General features: G+C 68.6%; 13 protein-coding genes. 8 read left to right on the plus strand and 5 right to left on the minus strand.

All coding sequences use genetic code 11. From position 1 onward, the window contains the following. Window positions 1-45 precede the first annotated feature (45 nt). The 6 genes from WIX41_RS08145 to WIX41_RS08170 are packed head-to-tail and all read left to right on the plus strand — an operon-like array spanning window position 46 to window position 6,783. Window positions 46-735, plus strand: a complete 690-nt coding sequence (locus tag WIX41_RS08145) for an RDD family protein (protein ID WP_339446579.1) — start codon at window positions 46-48, stop codon at window positions 733-735. Further along, window positions 732-1,724, plus strand: coding sequence for a stage II sporulation protein M (locus tag WIX41_RS08150; RefSeq protein WP_339446580.1), 993 nt, complete (start codon window positions 732-734; stop codon window positions 1,722-1,724). Before WIX41_RS08145 ends, WIX41_RS08150 begins: the two co-directional genes overlap by 4 nt. Next, a complete protein-coding gene (locus WIX41_RS08155; protein WP_339446581.1) occupies window positions 1,714-3,318 on the plus strand; it encodes a DUF4129 domain-containing protein in 1,605 nt (534 codons plus the stop codon). Before WIX41_RS08150 ends, WIX41_RS08155 begins: the two co-directional genes overlap by 11 nt. Continuing rightward, window positions 3,315-4,490, plus strand: a complete 1,176-nt coding sequence (locus tag WIX41_RS08160; RefSeq protein ID WP_339446582.1) for a DUF4350 domain-containing protein — start codon at window positions 3,315-3,317, stop codon at window positions 4,488-4,490. Before WIX41_RS08155 ends, WIX41_RS08160 begins: the two co-directional genes overlap by 4 nt. Further along, complete coding sequence (locus WIX41_RS08165) at window positions 4,487-5,488, plus strand: AAA family ATPase (protein WP_339446583.1); 1,002 nt, start codon at window positions 4,487-4,489, stop codon at window positions 5,486-5,488. The genes WIX41_RS08160 and WIX41_RS08165 overlap by 4 nt, the downstream gene beginning before the upstream one ends. Next, window positions 5,485-6,783: a DUF58 domain-containing protein gene (locus WIX41_RS08170; protein ID WP_339446584.1), complete on the plus strand. Its 1,299-nt coding sequence runs from the start codon at window positions 5,485-5,487 to the stop codon at window positions 6,781-6,783. Before WIX41_RS08165 ends, WIX41_RS08170 begins: the two co-directional genes overlap by 4 nt. Window positions 6,784-6,807: 24 nt before the next feature. Here the strand turns inward: WIX41_RS08170 and WIX41_RS08175 are convergent, their stop codons facing one another. Together WIX41_RS08175 and WIX41_RS08180 are read right to left on the minus strand one after the other, a co-directional pair. After that, on the minus strand, window positions 6,808-7,986 hold the full coding sequence (locus WIX41_RS08175) for a glutathionylspermidine synthase family protein (RefSeq protein ID WP_339446585.1): 1,179 nt from the start codon (window positions 7,984-7,986) through the stop codon (window positions 6,808-6,810). 4 nt (window positions 7,987-7,990) lie between these two features. Then, window positions 7,991-8,554, minus strand: a complete 564-nt coding sequence (locus WIX41_RS08180) for a DUF1190 domain-containing protein (protein WP_339446586.1) — start codon at window positions 8,552-8,554, stop codon at window positions 7,991-7,993. A gap of 193 nt (window positions 8,555-8,747) precedes the next feature. On the opposite strand from WIX41_RS08180, the gene ilvD reads away from it, so the two are divergent. Next, on the plus strand, window positions 8,748-10,580 hold the full coding sequence (gene ilvD, locus WIX41_RS08185) for a dihydroxy-acid dehydratase (RefSeq protein WP_339446587.1): 1,833 nt from the start codon (window positions 8,748-8,750) through the stop codon (window positions 10,578-10,580). Between the two features lie 87 nt (window positions 10,581-10,667). Here ilvD and dinG read toward each other — a convergent pair whose 3' ends face one another. The 3 genes from dinG to aroE form a co-directional block, all read right to left on the minus strand. Beyond that, window positions 10,668-12,770, minus strand: coding sequence for an ATP-dependent DNA helicase DinG (dinG, locus tag WIX41_RS08190; RefSeq protein WP_339446588.1), 2,103 nt, complete (start codon window positions 12,768-12,770; stop codon window positions 10,668-10,670). Between the two features lie 106 nt (window positions 12,771-12,876). After that, window positions 12,877-13,233, minus strand: coding sequence for a hypothetical protein (locus WIX41_RS08195; RefSeq protein ID WP_339446589.1), 357 nt, complete (start codon window positions 13,231-13,233; stop codon window positions 12,877-12,879). Then, a complete protein-coding gene (aroE, locus tag WIX41_RS08200; RefSeq protein ID WP_339446590.1) occupies window positions 13,230-14,072 on the minus strand; it encodes a shikimate dehydrogenase in 843 nt (280 codons plus the stop codon). The genes WIX41_RS08195 and aroE overlap by 4 nt, the downstream gene beginning before the upstream one ends. Window positions 14,073-14,126: 54 nt before the next feature. On the opposite strand from aroE, the gene WIX41_RS08205 reads away from it, so the two are divergent. After that, a complete protein-coding gene (locus WIX41_RS08205; RefSeq protein ID WP_339446591.1) occupies window positions 14,127-14,996 on the plus strand; it encodes a TolB family protein in 870 nt (289 codons plus the stop codon). The last annotated feature ends 95 nt before the right edge of the window (window positions 14,997-15,091 follow it).

A 15,091-nucleotide genomic window follows, 5' to 3' on the forward strand; every position in this document is an offset into this window, starting at 1 on the left:
CGAGAACCGCATGCCGTTGGCAGCCGTCCGGAGCGACGAGTGCGCATGAGCGCGCCGATGCTGGATACCTACCGTGAAGTGATCACGCCTGAAGGCGTGCCCCTGCACCTGCCGGCGGCCGGCCCGGTGCCGCGGGCGCTGGCCTGGGGCATCGACTTCGTCATCCGCGTGGCGGCGCTGCTGTTGCTGAGCATCCCGCTGGCCTTCCTGGGCGAGTTCGGCCAGGGCCTCTACCTCGGCCTGATGTTCCTGCTGATGTGGGCCTACACCATCGTGCAGGAGGCCTGCTGGGGCCGCACCCTGGGCAAACGCGTCATGAGCCTGCGCGTGGTGGCCCAGGACGGCGCGCCGATCGGCTGGATGGCCGCCATCACCCGCAACCTGCTGCGCACCGTGGACATGCTGCCGTTCGGCTATGCACTGGGGCTGCTGTCGAGCCTGTTCGATCGCAATGGCCGGCGCCTGGGCGACCTGGTGGCCGGCACCGTGGTGGTGCATGACAGTGGCCGGCCGTGGTCGGCCAGCGTGGCCATCGATACCGTACTGGCACCGCCGCAACCGCTGCAGCCGGCCGAACAGGCCGCGATCATCGCGTTCGCCGAACGCGCACCGCGCCTGTCCGGCCCACGCCAGCAGGAACTGGCGGCAGTGGCCGCGCCGATCAGCGGTGGCCAGGGCCAGGTCGGCGTGCTGCGCCTGTATGCCATCGCCAACTGGCTGTTGGGGCGCCGATGAGGCAGGAGCAGTTCGTTGCCCGGTACCAGGGCGAATGGCAGGCCTTGGAACGCTGGCTGGCGCTGCGCGGTGACCGCCCACGGCACGCCCGCCGCTCGCCCGACCCGTCCGCGCTCAACGATGAAGACGTTCCGCAGCATTACCGCCGCCTGTGCCAGCAGCTCGCGCTGGCCCGCAAGCGCGGCTACAGCCCGCAGCTGGTGGCGCGCCTGCAGCTGCTGATGCAACAGGGGCACGGCCTGCTGTACCGCACGCCGCCGCCGCGCTGGCGCCGCGCGCTGGAATTCCTGCTCGCCGATTTCCCGCTGCTGGTGCGCAGCCAGGCGCGCAGCATGTGGGTGGCCACCGCGCTGTTCGTGCTGCCGCTGGTGGGCAGCTTCGCGGTGATCCAGTGGCACCCGGATGTGATCCACATGCTGATGGACAACAGCGAGATCGCCTCGCTGGAGCGCATGTACAACCCGGCCTCGCCGAACCTGGGCCGTGACAGCGGCACGGACTGGATGATGTTCGGCTACTACATCATGAACAACATCAGCATCGGCCTGCGTACGTTCGCCAGCGGGCTGCTGGCTGGCCTGGGCACGGTACTGGTGCTGCTGTTCAACGGGCTCACCATCGGCGCGGCGGCCGGCCACCTGCAGCACATCGGCCACGGCGATCCGTTCTGGCGCTTCGTGGCCGGCCATGGCGCATTCGAGCTGACTGCGATCGTCATCGCCGGCGGCGCCGGCCTGCAGCTGGGCATGAAGCTGCTGGCGCCCGGCCGGCGGCCGCGCATCGATGCGCTGGTGGAAGGCGGGACCATCGGGGCCCGCCTGTGCCTGGGGGTAGCGGCCATGCTGCTGGTGGCCGCCTTCATCGAAGCATTCTGGTCCTCCATTGCGGCGGTACCCGCCTGGGGCAAGTACAGCGTGGCCGCCGTGTTGTGGACGCTGGTGTTCGCATGGCTGTGGCGCGGTGGGCGCGGGGGCGGTCATGCGGATTGACCAGCTCAACGTCACCCTGCGCGCGCGCTCCGAATGGGAGGCCATGGAGCTGGGCACGGCACTGGTGCGGCGGCATGCGCGGGCGATCTGGCTGCCGGTGATCGCGGTGTCGCTGCCGTTGTTCGCCGTGATCAACGCCACCGCGTGGTGGGCCGATGCCTTCGGCTGGGCCTGGCTGCTGATGTGGTGGCTAAAGCCGGTCTCGGACCGGATCGCGCTGTATGTGATCTCGCGCGGTGTGTTCGGCGACGAGCCGCACCCGCTGCAGACCCTGCGTGCGCAGCGGCATTGGGGCTGGAGCGGGTTCTGGGGCTACCTGGGCTGGCGCCGCTTCAGCCCGTTCCGCTCGCTGCTGCTGCCGGTGAACCTGCTCGAGGGCAGCGACGCGGCGCAACGCAGCGTGCGCCGCCGCGCCGTGCTCAGCGGCACGTTCGGGCATGCCGTGCTGCTCACCGGGATGTGCATGGTGTTCGAGCTGGTGATCGTCAGCGGCTGCATCGCGGCGATCTTCCTGTTCGTGCCGCTGGAACTGCTGTCCGATTCGTGGCGCGCAGCGTGGGAAATGGTGCGCGAGAACATGCCGGCGTGGGCGCAGCTGGGGGTGAATGCCCTGTTCTGGCTGGCCGCCACGTTGATCGGTCCGTTCTACGCCGGTGCCGGTTTCGCGCTGTACCTCAACCGCCGCACCGAAATGGAAGCGTGGGATGTGGAGATCGCGTTCCGCCGCATGCGTGATCGCCTGCAGCAGGCCGCGCCGTTGCTGGTGCTGGCGCTGGTGCTCTGCTGGCCGATGGGTGGGCTGCGCGCGCAGGAGCCGTCAGAAGCACCCCGCTGCGCCGCACCCACTGACGCAAACGAAGACCCCGAAGACGATGAGGAAGACGAGGCCGACGCGGTGCCGGCCGACGACCCGTCCAATACCCCGGCCGTGATCTTCGGCGGCACGCCGGACACCGCCGGCTTCCGCCAGGCGGTGCAGCGCGCCTACGAAGATCCACTGGTGACGCCCACCCGCGAAGTGAAACGCTGGGAGCGCACGCTCAGCGAGGCGGAGAAGAACAAGAAGAAGGACGATGCGGACAAGAACCGCAATCCCTTCGCCCGCGGTCCGCGCCTGCCCGCGCAGATCGCCGAGTGGATTCTGTGGGGCCTGGTCGGCCTGTTGGTCGTGGGGCTGATCGCTACTGCGCCGTGGTGGTTGCGCTGGCTTCGAGGTACCGGCGCAACGCGGCGCAGGGCACTCGATCCGGTGGTCGAAGAAGCGGTGGAACTGCCCGACGTCATTCCGCCCGATCCGGCCGCGCGCGCGCGCGACCTGTGGCAGCAGGGCCGCCCGCGCCAGGCGCTGGCGCTGCTGTACCGGGCCAGCGTGGAATCGATGAGCGAGCGCGCCGAGGTGGTGCTGCCACCGGGCGCGACCGAAGCGCAATGCCTGCGCGCCTCGCGGCGCATGCCGGTGGAGGCCGACCGCACCCTGTTCGCCCGCATTGTGCGGGTGTGGCAGTACGCCGCCTACGCTGGGCGCCTGCCCGGGCAGGAGGAATTCGACGACCTGGCCACCATCCTGCAGACGCAGTTCCGGTGGCGCGCATGAGTGCCCGCCTGCGCTGGTTGCTGGTGCTGGGCGTGATGCTGGTGCTGGGCGTGCCGTTGGCGATCCTGTTCCTGCGCAGCCATGAGCGGGTGGCCCATACAGAACACCTGCCGCCGCAGGGCCAGGCCAGTTACAACCCGCTGTACGTACTGGGCCAGGCGCTGCGCGCCGATGGCATCACCGTGCATTCCAGCCCGCGCCTCGACCTGCCACGCATGCAGCTCAAGCCAGACGACACCCTGGTGCTGCTGCAGGACAACGCCGATGTGCCCGCGCCCACTGCGCAGGCCCTGCTCGACTGGGTTCAACGTGGTGGCCACCTGCTGTTGCGCACCCCGCCGCTGTCCAAGGACGAAGACGCGCCGCAGGGCCCGTTGTTGGAGGCGCTGGGCGTGGATACCGGGTATTACGACAGCGCCTGCAAGGCCTTCCACATTGCCGATGACCCCGGCCACTCCGAGTTCTGCAGCGGCCGCCGCTTTGGCGTGGAGGTGCCCGAGGGCATCCGCGTGGAGCGCGAATGGGGCGATGACGAGGGTCTGGTGTTCGTGCGGCTGCGCAAGGGCGCAGGCACCGTCGACGTGTTGTCGGACATGGAGTTCCTGAAAGGCACTCCGCGCGCCTTCGATGCGGCAGACCCCGAAGGCAGCCTGGCCGATGGCCTGCACGACATCGCCCACCGCGACCTGACCCGCCATGTGCTTGGCCCGAACTACGCCGAAGGCACGGTGTGGCTGGTCTACGGCTCGCGCCCGCCCACGCTGTGGTCGCGCATCTTCTACCAGGGCTGGCCGGTGTGGGTGCCGCTGCTGCTGGCCCTGCTGGGCTGGCTGTGGCAGCGCGCGCAGCGGCTGGGCAGCCTGCTGCCGGCGCCGGCCACCGAACGCCGCTCGCTGCTTGAACACGTGCATGCCAGCGGCGAACACCTGCTGCGCTATGGCAAGGCACCGTTGTTGTACGACGCCACGCGCCGCGCCTTCCTGGCGCGGCTGCGGCGGCGCGCGCCCACCGCCGCCGCGCTGAGCGGCGAGGCGCAGGTGCACGCCATCGCCAGCCTGCTGCAATGGCCGCATTCCCGTGTCCAGACCGCCCTGCAGGTGCCGCCATCGAAAGATGTCGCGGCCCTGCGTGACCGCATCCGCCTGCTGATCCAGATGAGAAACCTGCTATGACCGAGCCAACCGCTCCGCCGCCGTTGTCCCCGCCCGCGCTGAGCGGCCAGAGCCTGGTCGAACGCGTCGATGCCGTGCGCGACGCCGTGGGCCGCGCCTTCATCGGCCAGCCCGAGGTGCTCGACCAGATCCTGATCGCGCTGCTGGCCGGTGGCCACGTGCTGATCGAAGGCGTGCCCGGCCTGGGCAAGACCCTGCTGGTGCGTGCCTTGGCGCAGGCGCTGGAACTGGATTACGGCCGCGTGCAGTTCACCCCGGACCTGATGCCCAGCGACGTCAGCGGCCACGCCGTGTACGACCCGAAATCGGAGAGCTTCAAGATCCGTCGCGGCCCGGTGTTCACCAACCTGCTGCTGGCCGATGAAATCAACCGCGCCCCGGCCAAGACCCAGTCCGCCCTGCTGGAAGTGATGCAGGAAGGCCAGGTCACCATCGAAGGCAAGGCGTTCGCGCTGAACCCGCCGTTCCTGGCGCTGGCCACGCAGAACCCGGTGGAGCAGGAAGGCACCTACCCGCTGCCCGAAGCCCAACTGGATCGCTTCCTGCTCAAGGTGATCATCGATTACCCGGCGCTGGAAGATGAAAAGCGCATGGTCGATGCGATCACCACCGGTCGCAGCGCGGCCGACTTCGACCTGTCGCAGGTGCCGCGCGTGCTCAACGCCGCCGAGGTGATCGCGCTGCAGCAGGCTACCGCTGCGATCACGGTGGATCCGGAAGTGGTGGATTACGCGGTGCGCATTGTTGCCGCCACCCGCACGTTCCCCGGTATCGCGCTGGGCGCCGGCCCGCGCGGCAGCATCGCGCTGGTGCGCGCGGCGCGTGCGCAGGCGGTGCTGGCCGGCCGCGACTTCGTCACTCCCGATGATGTGCGCGAGATCGCCCGCCCGGCGCTGCGCCACCGCATTGCGCTGGCCCCGGAACTGCAGATCGAAGGCCAGTCGGCCGACGATGCGTTGACCGCGTTGCTGGCCAAGGTGGAAGCGCCGCGCAAATGAGGCCAGGCCCGCTGCTGCTGATACTGCTGGTCGGCTGGGCGCTGCTCGGGCTGCCGGTGGCGTTCGGCCTGCTGCCGGGCACGGCATGGTGGGCGGCTGCGGCGGTGATCGCGCTGCTGGCACTGGTGGACCTGCTGCGGCTGCGCGCGCAGCCCTCGCCCACCGTGCAGCGGGAACTGCCCGAGGCACTGGCGCTGAACGTCGAACGGCGCACCACGCTGCGCTTTGAGTCCAGCCGCCGCCAGCGCGTGGAGGTGTTCGACCTGGTGCCGGGAGCGTGGACGCTGCAGGGGCTGCCGCGTGCGCTGACACTCAAGCCAATGGTGGCCAGCAGCGTGGACTACACGCTCACCCCCACCGCACGTGGCCGCTTCGTGTTCGACGGTGTGCACCTGAGACTGCATGCGCCATGGCGGATGTGGCGCCAGCGCCGCCTGCTGCCACCGGCGATGACGGTGCGGGTGTACCCCAACTTCGCCCCGCTCACCCGCTTTGCGCTGTTCAGTGCCGAACAGGCGTCACGACTGGTAGGCGCGCACCTCAAGCGGCGCCGCGGCGAAGGCACCGATTTCCACCAGATGCGCGAGTACCGCATCGGCGACAGCCTGCGCCAGATCGACTGGAAGGCCACCTCGCGCGCGCGCAAGCTGATTTCGCGGGAGTACCAGGACGAAAAGAACCAGCAGCTGGTGCTGATGATCGACACCGGCCGGCGCATGATGGCCAGCGAAGGCGGGCTGTCGCACTTCGACCATGTGCTCAACGCGGCGCTGGTGGTGTCCTACCTGGCGCTGCGCCAGGGCGATGGCGTGGGCCTGTTCGCCAGTGGTGGCGAGAGCCGCTGGGTAGCCCCACAGCGCGGCATGGGCGCGATTGACGCGTTGCTGCGCGCCAGCTACGACCTGCAGGCGCAACCGGTGGCCACCGATTACCTGGCCGCCGCCACCGAACTGAGCCTGCGCCAGCGCCGGCGTTCGCTGGTGATGCTGGTCACCAACGTGCGCGATGAAGACATCGAAGACCTGCTGGTGGCGGTGCGCCTGCTGCAGCGCCAGCACCTGGTCTGCGTGGCCAGCCTGCGCGAGCGCGAGCTGGACGTGGCGCTGGAGCAGGAAGTGGAGACGCTGCAGGATGCGACCCAGGCCGGCGCCATCGCGCGCTACCTGCAGCAGCGCAACGACGCGCATGAAGCACTGCGCAGCCACCGGGTGATGGTGCTGGACGTGACGGCCGATGCGTTGCCAGGAGCGTTGGTTGAGCGCTACCTGGCAGTGAAGCGCGATGGGTTGTTGTAGAGCCGGGCTCTGCCCGGCTGTAGATCAAACGTAAATACGCGTTGGGGCTTCGTCGATGATCGCGTGCGGGACGAAGCGGGCGCTGTCGCGGGTGATCCGGCTGTTGTCTTCGCGGATGCCCATGCCACAGGCCTGATCGCCCACGATCCAGCTGCCGATCAGCGGGTAGCCGCCGTCGAAGGCAGTGAGCGGGTGCGCGGCCTGGCGGATCGCCGGGCCGGTGTACGGGCCTTCGCTTTCCTGCCAGCTGCCGTCGGCCAGGTGCATGGCCACATTGGCGCCTTCGCGCGAGAACAGCGGCTTGCGCACCCAGCCAGCCGGCAGTGGGCTGCCGTCGTCGAACTCGGCCGCCAGCAGGTTCGGGTGGCCACGGTGGCGCTGCCACAGCAGCGGCAACACCCCCTTGTTGCTCAGGATCGCCTTCCATGCCGGTTCCAGCAGCTGCACGCCCGATGCGGGCAGCGCCTGGCCGAACGATTCGGTCATCAGGTCTTCCAGCGGGTACAGCTTGAACAGGCTGCCGATCACCGTGTCGTCGAGCGCGGTGAAACGGCCGTCTTCGGACAGGCCGATGTCTTCGATCGCGATCGCCTCGCCACGCAGTCCGGCCTGGGCCGCGCAGTCGCGCAGGTAGGCCACGGTGCCCTGGTCTTCTTCCGAGGCGCCCACGGCGCTGAAATACAGCGGCGGCGGCAACTGCGCCGACAGCTGCCCGAAGCGTTCCACCAACGCCTCATGGATGGCGTTGTACTGGTCGGCATGCGGCGGCAGGCGGTTCTGGTTGCGCTGGTCTTCCAGCCACTGCCACTGGAAGAACGAGGCCTCGAACAGCGAGGTCGGCGTGTCGTAATTGAGCTCGTAGAGCTTGGCCGGGCCGGTGCCGTCGTAAGCGAAATCCAGCCGGCCGTACAGGTGCGGTTCGCGGCGGCGCCAGCTGTCGGCGATCCAGTCGCGGAACGCAGCGGGAATCGCCAGCTGGTCCATCCGCTGTTCGCTGCGTACCACCTCGTCCACCAGATCCATCGACATCGCATGCAGCTCGGCGCTGGGGTCTTCGATGTCCTGCTCGATCTGGCGCAGGGTGAAGGCGTAGTACGCGGTTTCATCCCAGTACGGCAGGCCGTCGATGGTGTGGAAGCGGAAACCGGACTCGGCCGCCCGAGCGCGCCACTGGCTGCGCTCGTCGATTCGCACACGCTTCATTCAATCAACCGCCGTAGCTGCTGCGGCTGCTGCTGGTGTTGCCGAAGCCACCGCGGCTGGCGGTGACGGCACGGTTCGGGGTGCTGGTGATCGGGGCCAGACCGGCCTTGCCCGCGCCGATGCCGCTGGCGGTGTTCAACCCGCCGCTGCCGCCCGGGGCCGGACGCGCCCAGCCCTTGGCCTTGTCCTGGTAGGCCGGGGCGGCTGCCGGAGCCTGCGCCAGGCCAGCGCCACGGTTGCCGAGCATCTGCGACATGAAGAAGCCCATCATCATCGGGCCGATGAACGAATGCCCGGTGGAGGTCTTCTGCTCCACGCACTGCTCGGCGTTGTACTCGGCTTCGCATTCGGCACGCGAGGCGTACCTGGGGGCCGCATCGGCCGACTGCTTCTGCGCTTCGGCAAAGGCGGTGCGGCAGCTGGATGGGTCGCCGGTGGCCTCGGTACAGGCCTGCACCGAGGTGTACAGCCCTTCCTGCACCTGTACCGCCTCATCCTTCTGGCAGGCGGTGAACAGCAGCGGTGCAGCGCTCATCAGCAGCAGTGCGGTGGTCCTGGAACGTTTCATGGCGTGGTGCCCCCTGTGTACGGTCATCCCCTCAATCATGCCTGATCGCCGCCGACAACCAAAACCGGCAAAGTCGAAAAGATGAACGGCGTTTCAGGATCGGCCGTGCCGACGGTTGCAACAGCAACCGGAATTTTTGGGCAGAATCGAGTGGCAACGCGCCCCTACGGCCCGCCAGATCCTGCCAGCCCCCATGCCTGAATACCGCTCCCGTACCTCCACCGCCGGCCGCAACATGGCCGGCGCCCGCGCCCTGTGGCGCGCCACCGGGATGACCGATGCCGACTTCCACAAGCCGATCATCGCCATCGCCAATTCCTTCACCCAGTTCGTGCCCGGCCACGTGCACCTCAAGGACCTGGGCCAGCTGGTAGCGCGCGAGATCGAACAGGTCGGCGGGGTGGCCAAGGAGTTCAACACCATCGCGGTGGATGACGGCATCGCCATGGGCCACGACGGCATGCTGTATTCGCTGCCCAGCCGCGAGATCATCGCCGACTCGGTGGAGTACATGGTCAACGCGCACTGCGCCGATGCGCTGGTGTGCATTTCCAACTGCGACAAGATCACCCCCGGCATGCTGATGGCCGCGCTGCGGCTGAACATCCCGGTGGTGTTCGTCTCCGGCGGGCCGATGGAAGCGGGCAAGACCCGGCTGGCCGAGCACAAGCTGGACCTGGTGGATGCGATGGTGATCGCCGCCGACGCCAGTGCCTCCGATGAGAAGGTGGCCGAATATGAGCGTAGCGCCTGCCCTACGTGTGGGTCGTGTTCGGGCATGTTCACCGCCAATTCGATGAACTGCCTGACCGAAGCGCTGGGGTTGTCGCTGCCGGGCAACGGTTCGACCCTGGCCACCCACGCCGACCGCGAGCAGCTGTTCCGCCGCGCCGGCCGGCTGGTGGTGGAGCTGTGCCACCGCTGGTATGGCGGCGAAGATGCCACGGCGCTGCCGCGCGGGATCGCCACGCGTGCAGCGTTCGAAAACGCAATGACCCTGGATATCGCCATGGGCGGTTCCACCAATACCATCCTGCACCTGCTGGCGGCGGCGCAGGAAGCGGAGGTGGACTTCGACCTGCATGCCATCGATGCGTTGTCGCGGCTGGTGCCGCAGCTGTGCAAGGTGGCGCCGAACACGCCGAAATACCACATGGAAGATGTGCACCGCGCCGGTGGCGTGTTCGCCATCCTGGGTTCGCTGGCGCGCGGCGGGCTGCTGCATACCGATGTGCCCACCGTGCACAGCCGCACCCTGGCCGACGCGATTGCGCGCTGGGATGTGGCGGTCACCGACGACGCGGGCGTGCATGAATTCTTCAGCGCCGGCCCGGCCGGCATTCCCACCCAGGTGGCTTTCAGCCAGGCCACGCGTTGGCCCACATTGGACCTGGACCGCGCTGACGGTTGCATCCGCGATGTGGCGCATGCGTATTCGGCCGAAGGTGGGCTGGCAGTGTTGCGCGGCAACCTGGCCGAGGATGGCTGCGTGGTGAAGACCGCCGGCGTGGATGAATCCATCCATGTGTTCGAGGGCAATGCGCGCGTGTTTGAAAGCCAGGACGCGGCCGTGCAGGGCATCCTGGCCGACCAGGTCGTAGCCGGCGACGTGGTGGTGATCCGCTACGAAGGCCCACGCGGCGGCCCGGGCATGCAGGAGATGCTCTACCCGACCAGTTACCTGAAATCCAAGGGGCTGGGCAAACAGTGCGCGCTGCTGACGGACGGGCGTTTTTCTGGCGGCACGTCCGGGTTGTCGATCGGGCATGCCTCGCCGGAGGCGGCTGCCGGCGGTGTGATCGGGCTGGTATGCAATGGCGACCGGATCCGGATCGACATTCCGGCGCGGCGTATCGATCTGCTGGTGGATGAGGCCGCGCTCGCGGCGCGGCGTGCCGAGCAGGATGCGTTGGGGTGGCAGCCGCGCGAAGCACGCCCGCGCAAGGTCACCGGGGCGTTGAAGGCGTATGCGCTGTTGGCGACGAGTGCGGATAAAGGCGCAGTGCGGGATCTGGGCCGGTTGTAAGACCGCGCAGCCACGCAGGGCGTGGCTCTACCTCGGGGACGGAATCCGCGTAGAGCCACGCCCTGCGTGGCTGGGCGCGGTGTCACATCACCCGATGATCCGCTTGAACGGCGGCAGCGCGTCGATGATGCGCTTGCCGTAGCGGCGGCTGATCAGGCGCGAGTCGAGGATGATCACCCGGCCGGTGTCGGTGGAGGTGCGGATCAGGCGGCCGGCAAACTGGGTCAGCATGCGCAGCGCGTGCGGGACGGCGATCAGGTTGAAGGCGTTCAGGCCGCGGCTCTCGAACCATTCGCTCAGCGTGGAGGTCTGCGGGTCGGTCGGCACCGCAAACGGTACCTGGGTGATCACCACCGTGGTGCAGGCCTCGCCGGGCAGGTCCAGGCCTTCGCCGAACGAATTCAACCCGAACAGCACCGAGCCCTCGCCGGCCGAGGTGCGGCGCAGGTGCTCGTCGATCATCTTCTGCTTGGCCGTTTCGCCCTGCACCAGCACCTGCCTGCGCTGTGCGGCCGGCATCAGCTCGGCCACTTTCTCCATCTTCCAGCGCGAGGTGAACAGCACGATGCTGCCCTTGCTCCAGTCCAGTTCCTTGACCAGGTACTTGGCCACTTCCTTCGGATGGCCCTCCCGGTCATCCGGGGTGACCGGGAAGTTGGGCACGATCAGTTCGGCCTGGTTGGGCAGGTCGAACGGCGAGGCCAGTGAAACCATCTCGGCTTCATCGGGAATGCCGTTGTCGATCGCCAGTGCCTGGAAATCGCCGCCGCCGGTGAGCGTGGCGGAAGTCATCACCACCGAATCCACTTCGTCCCACAGCAGTTTGCGCAGCACGTTGGCGGCCGACACCGGCGAGCCGTGCAGGATCAGGTCGCCATCGCGCGACAGCGTCACCCAGCGCGCGAACGGCGGCTGGCCTTCCTTGTCTTCGCGGCGCCAGGCCGTCCACAGGTTGTGCTGCTGTTCGATCATTTCCAGCGCCATGCCCAGCGTGCGCTGCAGGCGCTCGCGCGCGGCATCTTCGGGCTTGCCCTTGGCGACCTGCGCCTGCGCGGCGTGGGCCCAGTTGAACAGCGCGCGGGTGTCGTCGGCCAGCGCTTCGATATCGGCCATCCAGATATCCGGCAGGCGCCCGTTGGGGGCGCGCCACATCGGTTCCTGCGCGGTCGGGTCGGGCTGCCAGCTGCGGTCGATCACATCGCGGAAGGCGCGCAGCTGCTTGCTGACGCGCGCGGCCACGTCGATGGCTTCATTGGGCAGCAGGTTGCCCAGCTTGTCCTTGTCCACTGCGCGGTAGGCAGCGGCGATCAGGATCTGCAGGCGCCCGGTGCGCTTGGCCATTTCATCCAGGGCCAGGCTGGCCGCGCCCTGGTCGATGGCGACGTTGCCGATGTGGTGCCCTTCGTCGAGCACCAGCAGCATGTCCGACGGCGGGGCGATCAGCGGCTGGCCGTTGTCGCTTTCGCCAATGGAGAGCGCCGACAGCAGCAACGCATGGTTGGTCACCACGATCTGCGCATCGCGCACGGTGTTGCGTGCGCGCAGCACCGCGCACTGCGCCGAGTACGCGCATTTGCGGCCCGCACAGCCCGAGGCCGGGGTGGTGATGCGCGAGCGCAGCGAGGGGCTGATGGTGTCCGGGGCATTGTCCAGGTCGCCATTCCAGCGGCCTTCGACGAAGTCTTTGCTCAGCTTCTGCGCCAGGTCCATTTCAATCGGCGCCAGCGGCCGGTCGAACAGCGGCTGCTCGTCTTCGAACATGCCTTCCTGGGCACCATCGCCATGCGCTTCGGCGGCGTTGCGCGTGCACAGGTAGCGGGTGCGGCCCTTGGCCAGCGCCACGGTGGCCTCCAGGCCGGTGGCCTTGAGGAAGTTGGGAATGTCACGCTCGACCAGCTGCGACTGCAGCGCCACGGTGCCGGTGCTGATCACCAGCTTCTTCCGGGTGGCCAACGCAATCGGCACGCCGGCAGTGAGGTAACCCAGGCTCTTGCCGACCCCCGTGGGCGCTTCGACCACGCCCACCCCGCCGCTCTGCGACAGCGCACGCGAGACCACGCCGATCATCTGGCTCTGCGAACGCCGCGTGCTGAAGCCGGGGGTATTGGCCTGCAGCTTGGCGTAGGCATCGCGGATGACGGTCTTGAGCTCGTCGTTCAGCGCACGCGGGGCTTCAACTTTTTCGGTCACGCCGGGGAGGTCCTGCCTGGATCAGGCCGGTATTTTCTCATGCTCCGGGGCCCGGGCCGGCGCGGATTTTCCGCGCCGGTTCAGATCCGTGACCGGGGTCGTCCGATCAGGCCGCCGGGAGGGTGCGGTTGCGCAGCGCGCGGGTCATGGCCCACACCAGCAACACCGTGCCCAGCGCATTGACCAGGCCAATGGCAAAGTGGCCGCCGCGCAGCACCCACGACAGCATCTGCACATTGCCGTAGTCACCGCGCTGGACCAGCCAGGTCGGCACGATGTTCAGCACCAGCCCGGCCAGGCTGGCGACCAGCAGCAGGGCCAGCGACCACAGGGCCACGCTGCGGATGGTGCCGCGCGGGGCGTCCACCACCCACACCAGCGACACCGCCAACGCGATCAGCACCGGCAGGCGCAGCGCGACCATGCCCAGCAGGCTGAGCAGCAGGTCCGTGCTGCCGCTCATTCCTCGCCCGCCAGTGCATGGCGGGCGCGCAGTTCGGCATACACCGGGTCGGTTTCCGGGCGCACTTCGTGCCACTGCTGGAAGCTGGTGGCGGCCTGCTCCACCAGCATGCCGAGGCCGTCGACCATGTTGCGGCACTTCGCTGAGCGCGCCCAGGCCAGGAAGGCAAAGGAGGCTTCGCCATAATTCAGGTCCACGGCGGTGGTCATGCTGTTGACCAGCGACAGCGGCAGCTTGAACTCCTCGTTGCGATCACGGCCGGCCGATGTGGCGTTGACGATCAGTTCGAAATCGCCCAGTTCGTGAAGATCCTTCCAGTAGCGGGTACGCGCGCGGCCCGGCTCGCCGATCGCATCGATCAGCTGGTCTGCGCGCTCGGGAGTGCGATTGACCACCACCATCTCAAGGATGCCGGCATCCAGCAGCGCAGGCGCCACGCTGCGCGCGGAGCCACCGGCCCCCAGCAACAGCACGCGGCGGCCGCGCAGGTCCAGGCTGTGGCGCTCGGTGAGGTCGCGCACCAGGCCCACACCATCGGTGGTGTCGCCGTGCCAGTACCCGTCCTTGCGCAGCAGCGTGTTGACCGAGCCGGCCAGCTTGGCGCGCGAGGTGAAGGTCCTGCAGAGCCCGAAGGCGATTTCCTTGAGCGGCGCGGTGACGTTGGCGCCCACGCCGCCGGCGGCGGCGAACCTCTCCAGTTCGGCGGGGAAATCGGCCGGTGACGCCTCGATGGCCTGGTAATCCAGCGCGATGCCCTCCTGGCGGGCGAACGCGGCATGGATGTGCGGCGACTGCGAGTGGGCGATGGGCTGGCCGAATACGGCGTAACGGGCGGTCATGGGTGTCTTAAACTCCGGGCCTGGATTGAAACGCAAACCCCAACGGAAGCGACTATGCGCACTCCCTTGTCTCTGCTCGCGCTGAGCCTGAGTTTACTCTCCGCACCGGGCGCGATGGCGCTTTCCGAGTTCGGCATCGAAGGCATGGGGGTGGTGTCGACCAAGGCCAATGAAGCCCAGGCCACCATCGCGCCGGACGGGAAGCGGATCGTGTGGGCCAGCGACCGGGCCGGCGGGGCCGGCGGGGCCGGCGGCTGGGACCTGTGGCAGGCCCAGCTGCGCGACGGGCGCTGGCAGGACCCGGCCCCGTTGGCGCTCAACACTGCCGGGGATGAAGTGGATCCGTTCTTCAGCCATGACGGTGCCTGGCTGTACTTTGCCTCCAACCGCGACAGCGGGCGCGGTGGGTTCGATCTGTACGGGGTGATGATCCGGGAGGACGGCAGCTTCGGTACCGTGCTGGCGATGCCGGTGACGGTCAATACCGCCGCTGATGAGCGCCGCCCGGCGGTGCGACCGGATGGGCAGGCGCTGTTGTTCGCCCGCAATGGCAAGGGTACCCAGGGGTTCGATCTGTTCGTGGCAACGGCGCAGGGCCGGGGTTTCAACACCGCGACGGCGCTGCCGGCGCCGCTCAACAGCGCGGCCGATGAGCTGGGCGGTGAATGGCTGGGCAATGACGGGGCGCTGGCGGTGACCCGGGTGGTGGGCGGGCACTCGCAGGTGTGGGTGGTGGGGTGCGATTACCGCAAGCCGGCGGTGCCGTTGGGGTTGTCGTTCAATACCGCCGACGGGCAGACCGGGGCGCCGGTGGTGGATGCGTCCAAGCCGGGCGAGATGGTGGTGGCTGGGCAGGCGCGGTCGCCGAAGGCCGGTGGGTTGGATGTCTATCGGATGCGGGCGCCGATGATGGTTTGCCGCTGAGGCGAAGAGCGGCCGGGCAGAGCCCGGCGCTACGGTGGGTGCGCGCGGCGCGTTGCGCGGCGGGCAACGCCGCGTAGAGCCGGGCTCTGCCCGGC

The sequence above is a fragment of the Stenotrophomonas sp. AB1(2024) genome (assembly GCF_037482345.1).
GTDB lineage: Bacteria > Pseudomonadota > Gammaproteobacteria > Xanthomonadales > Xanthomonadaceae > Stenotrophomonas.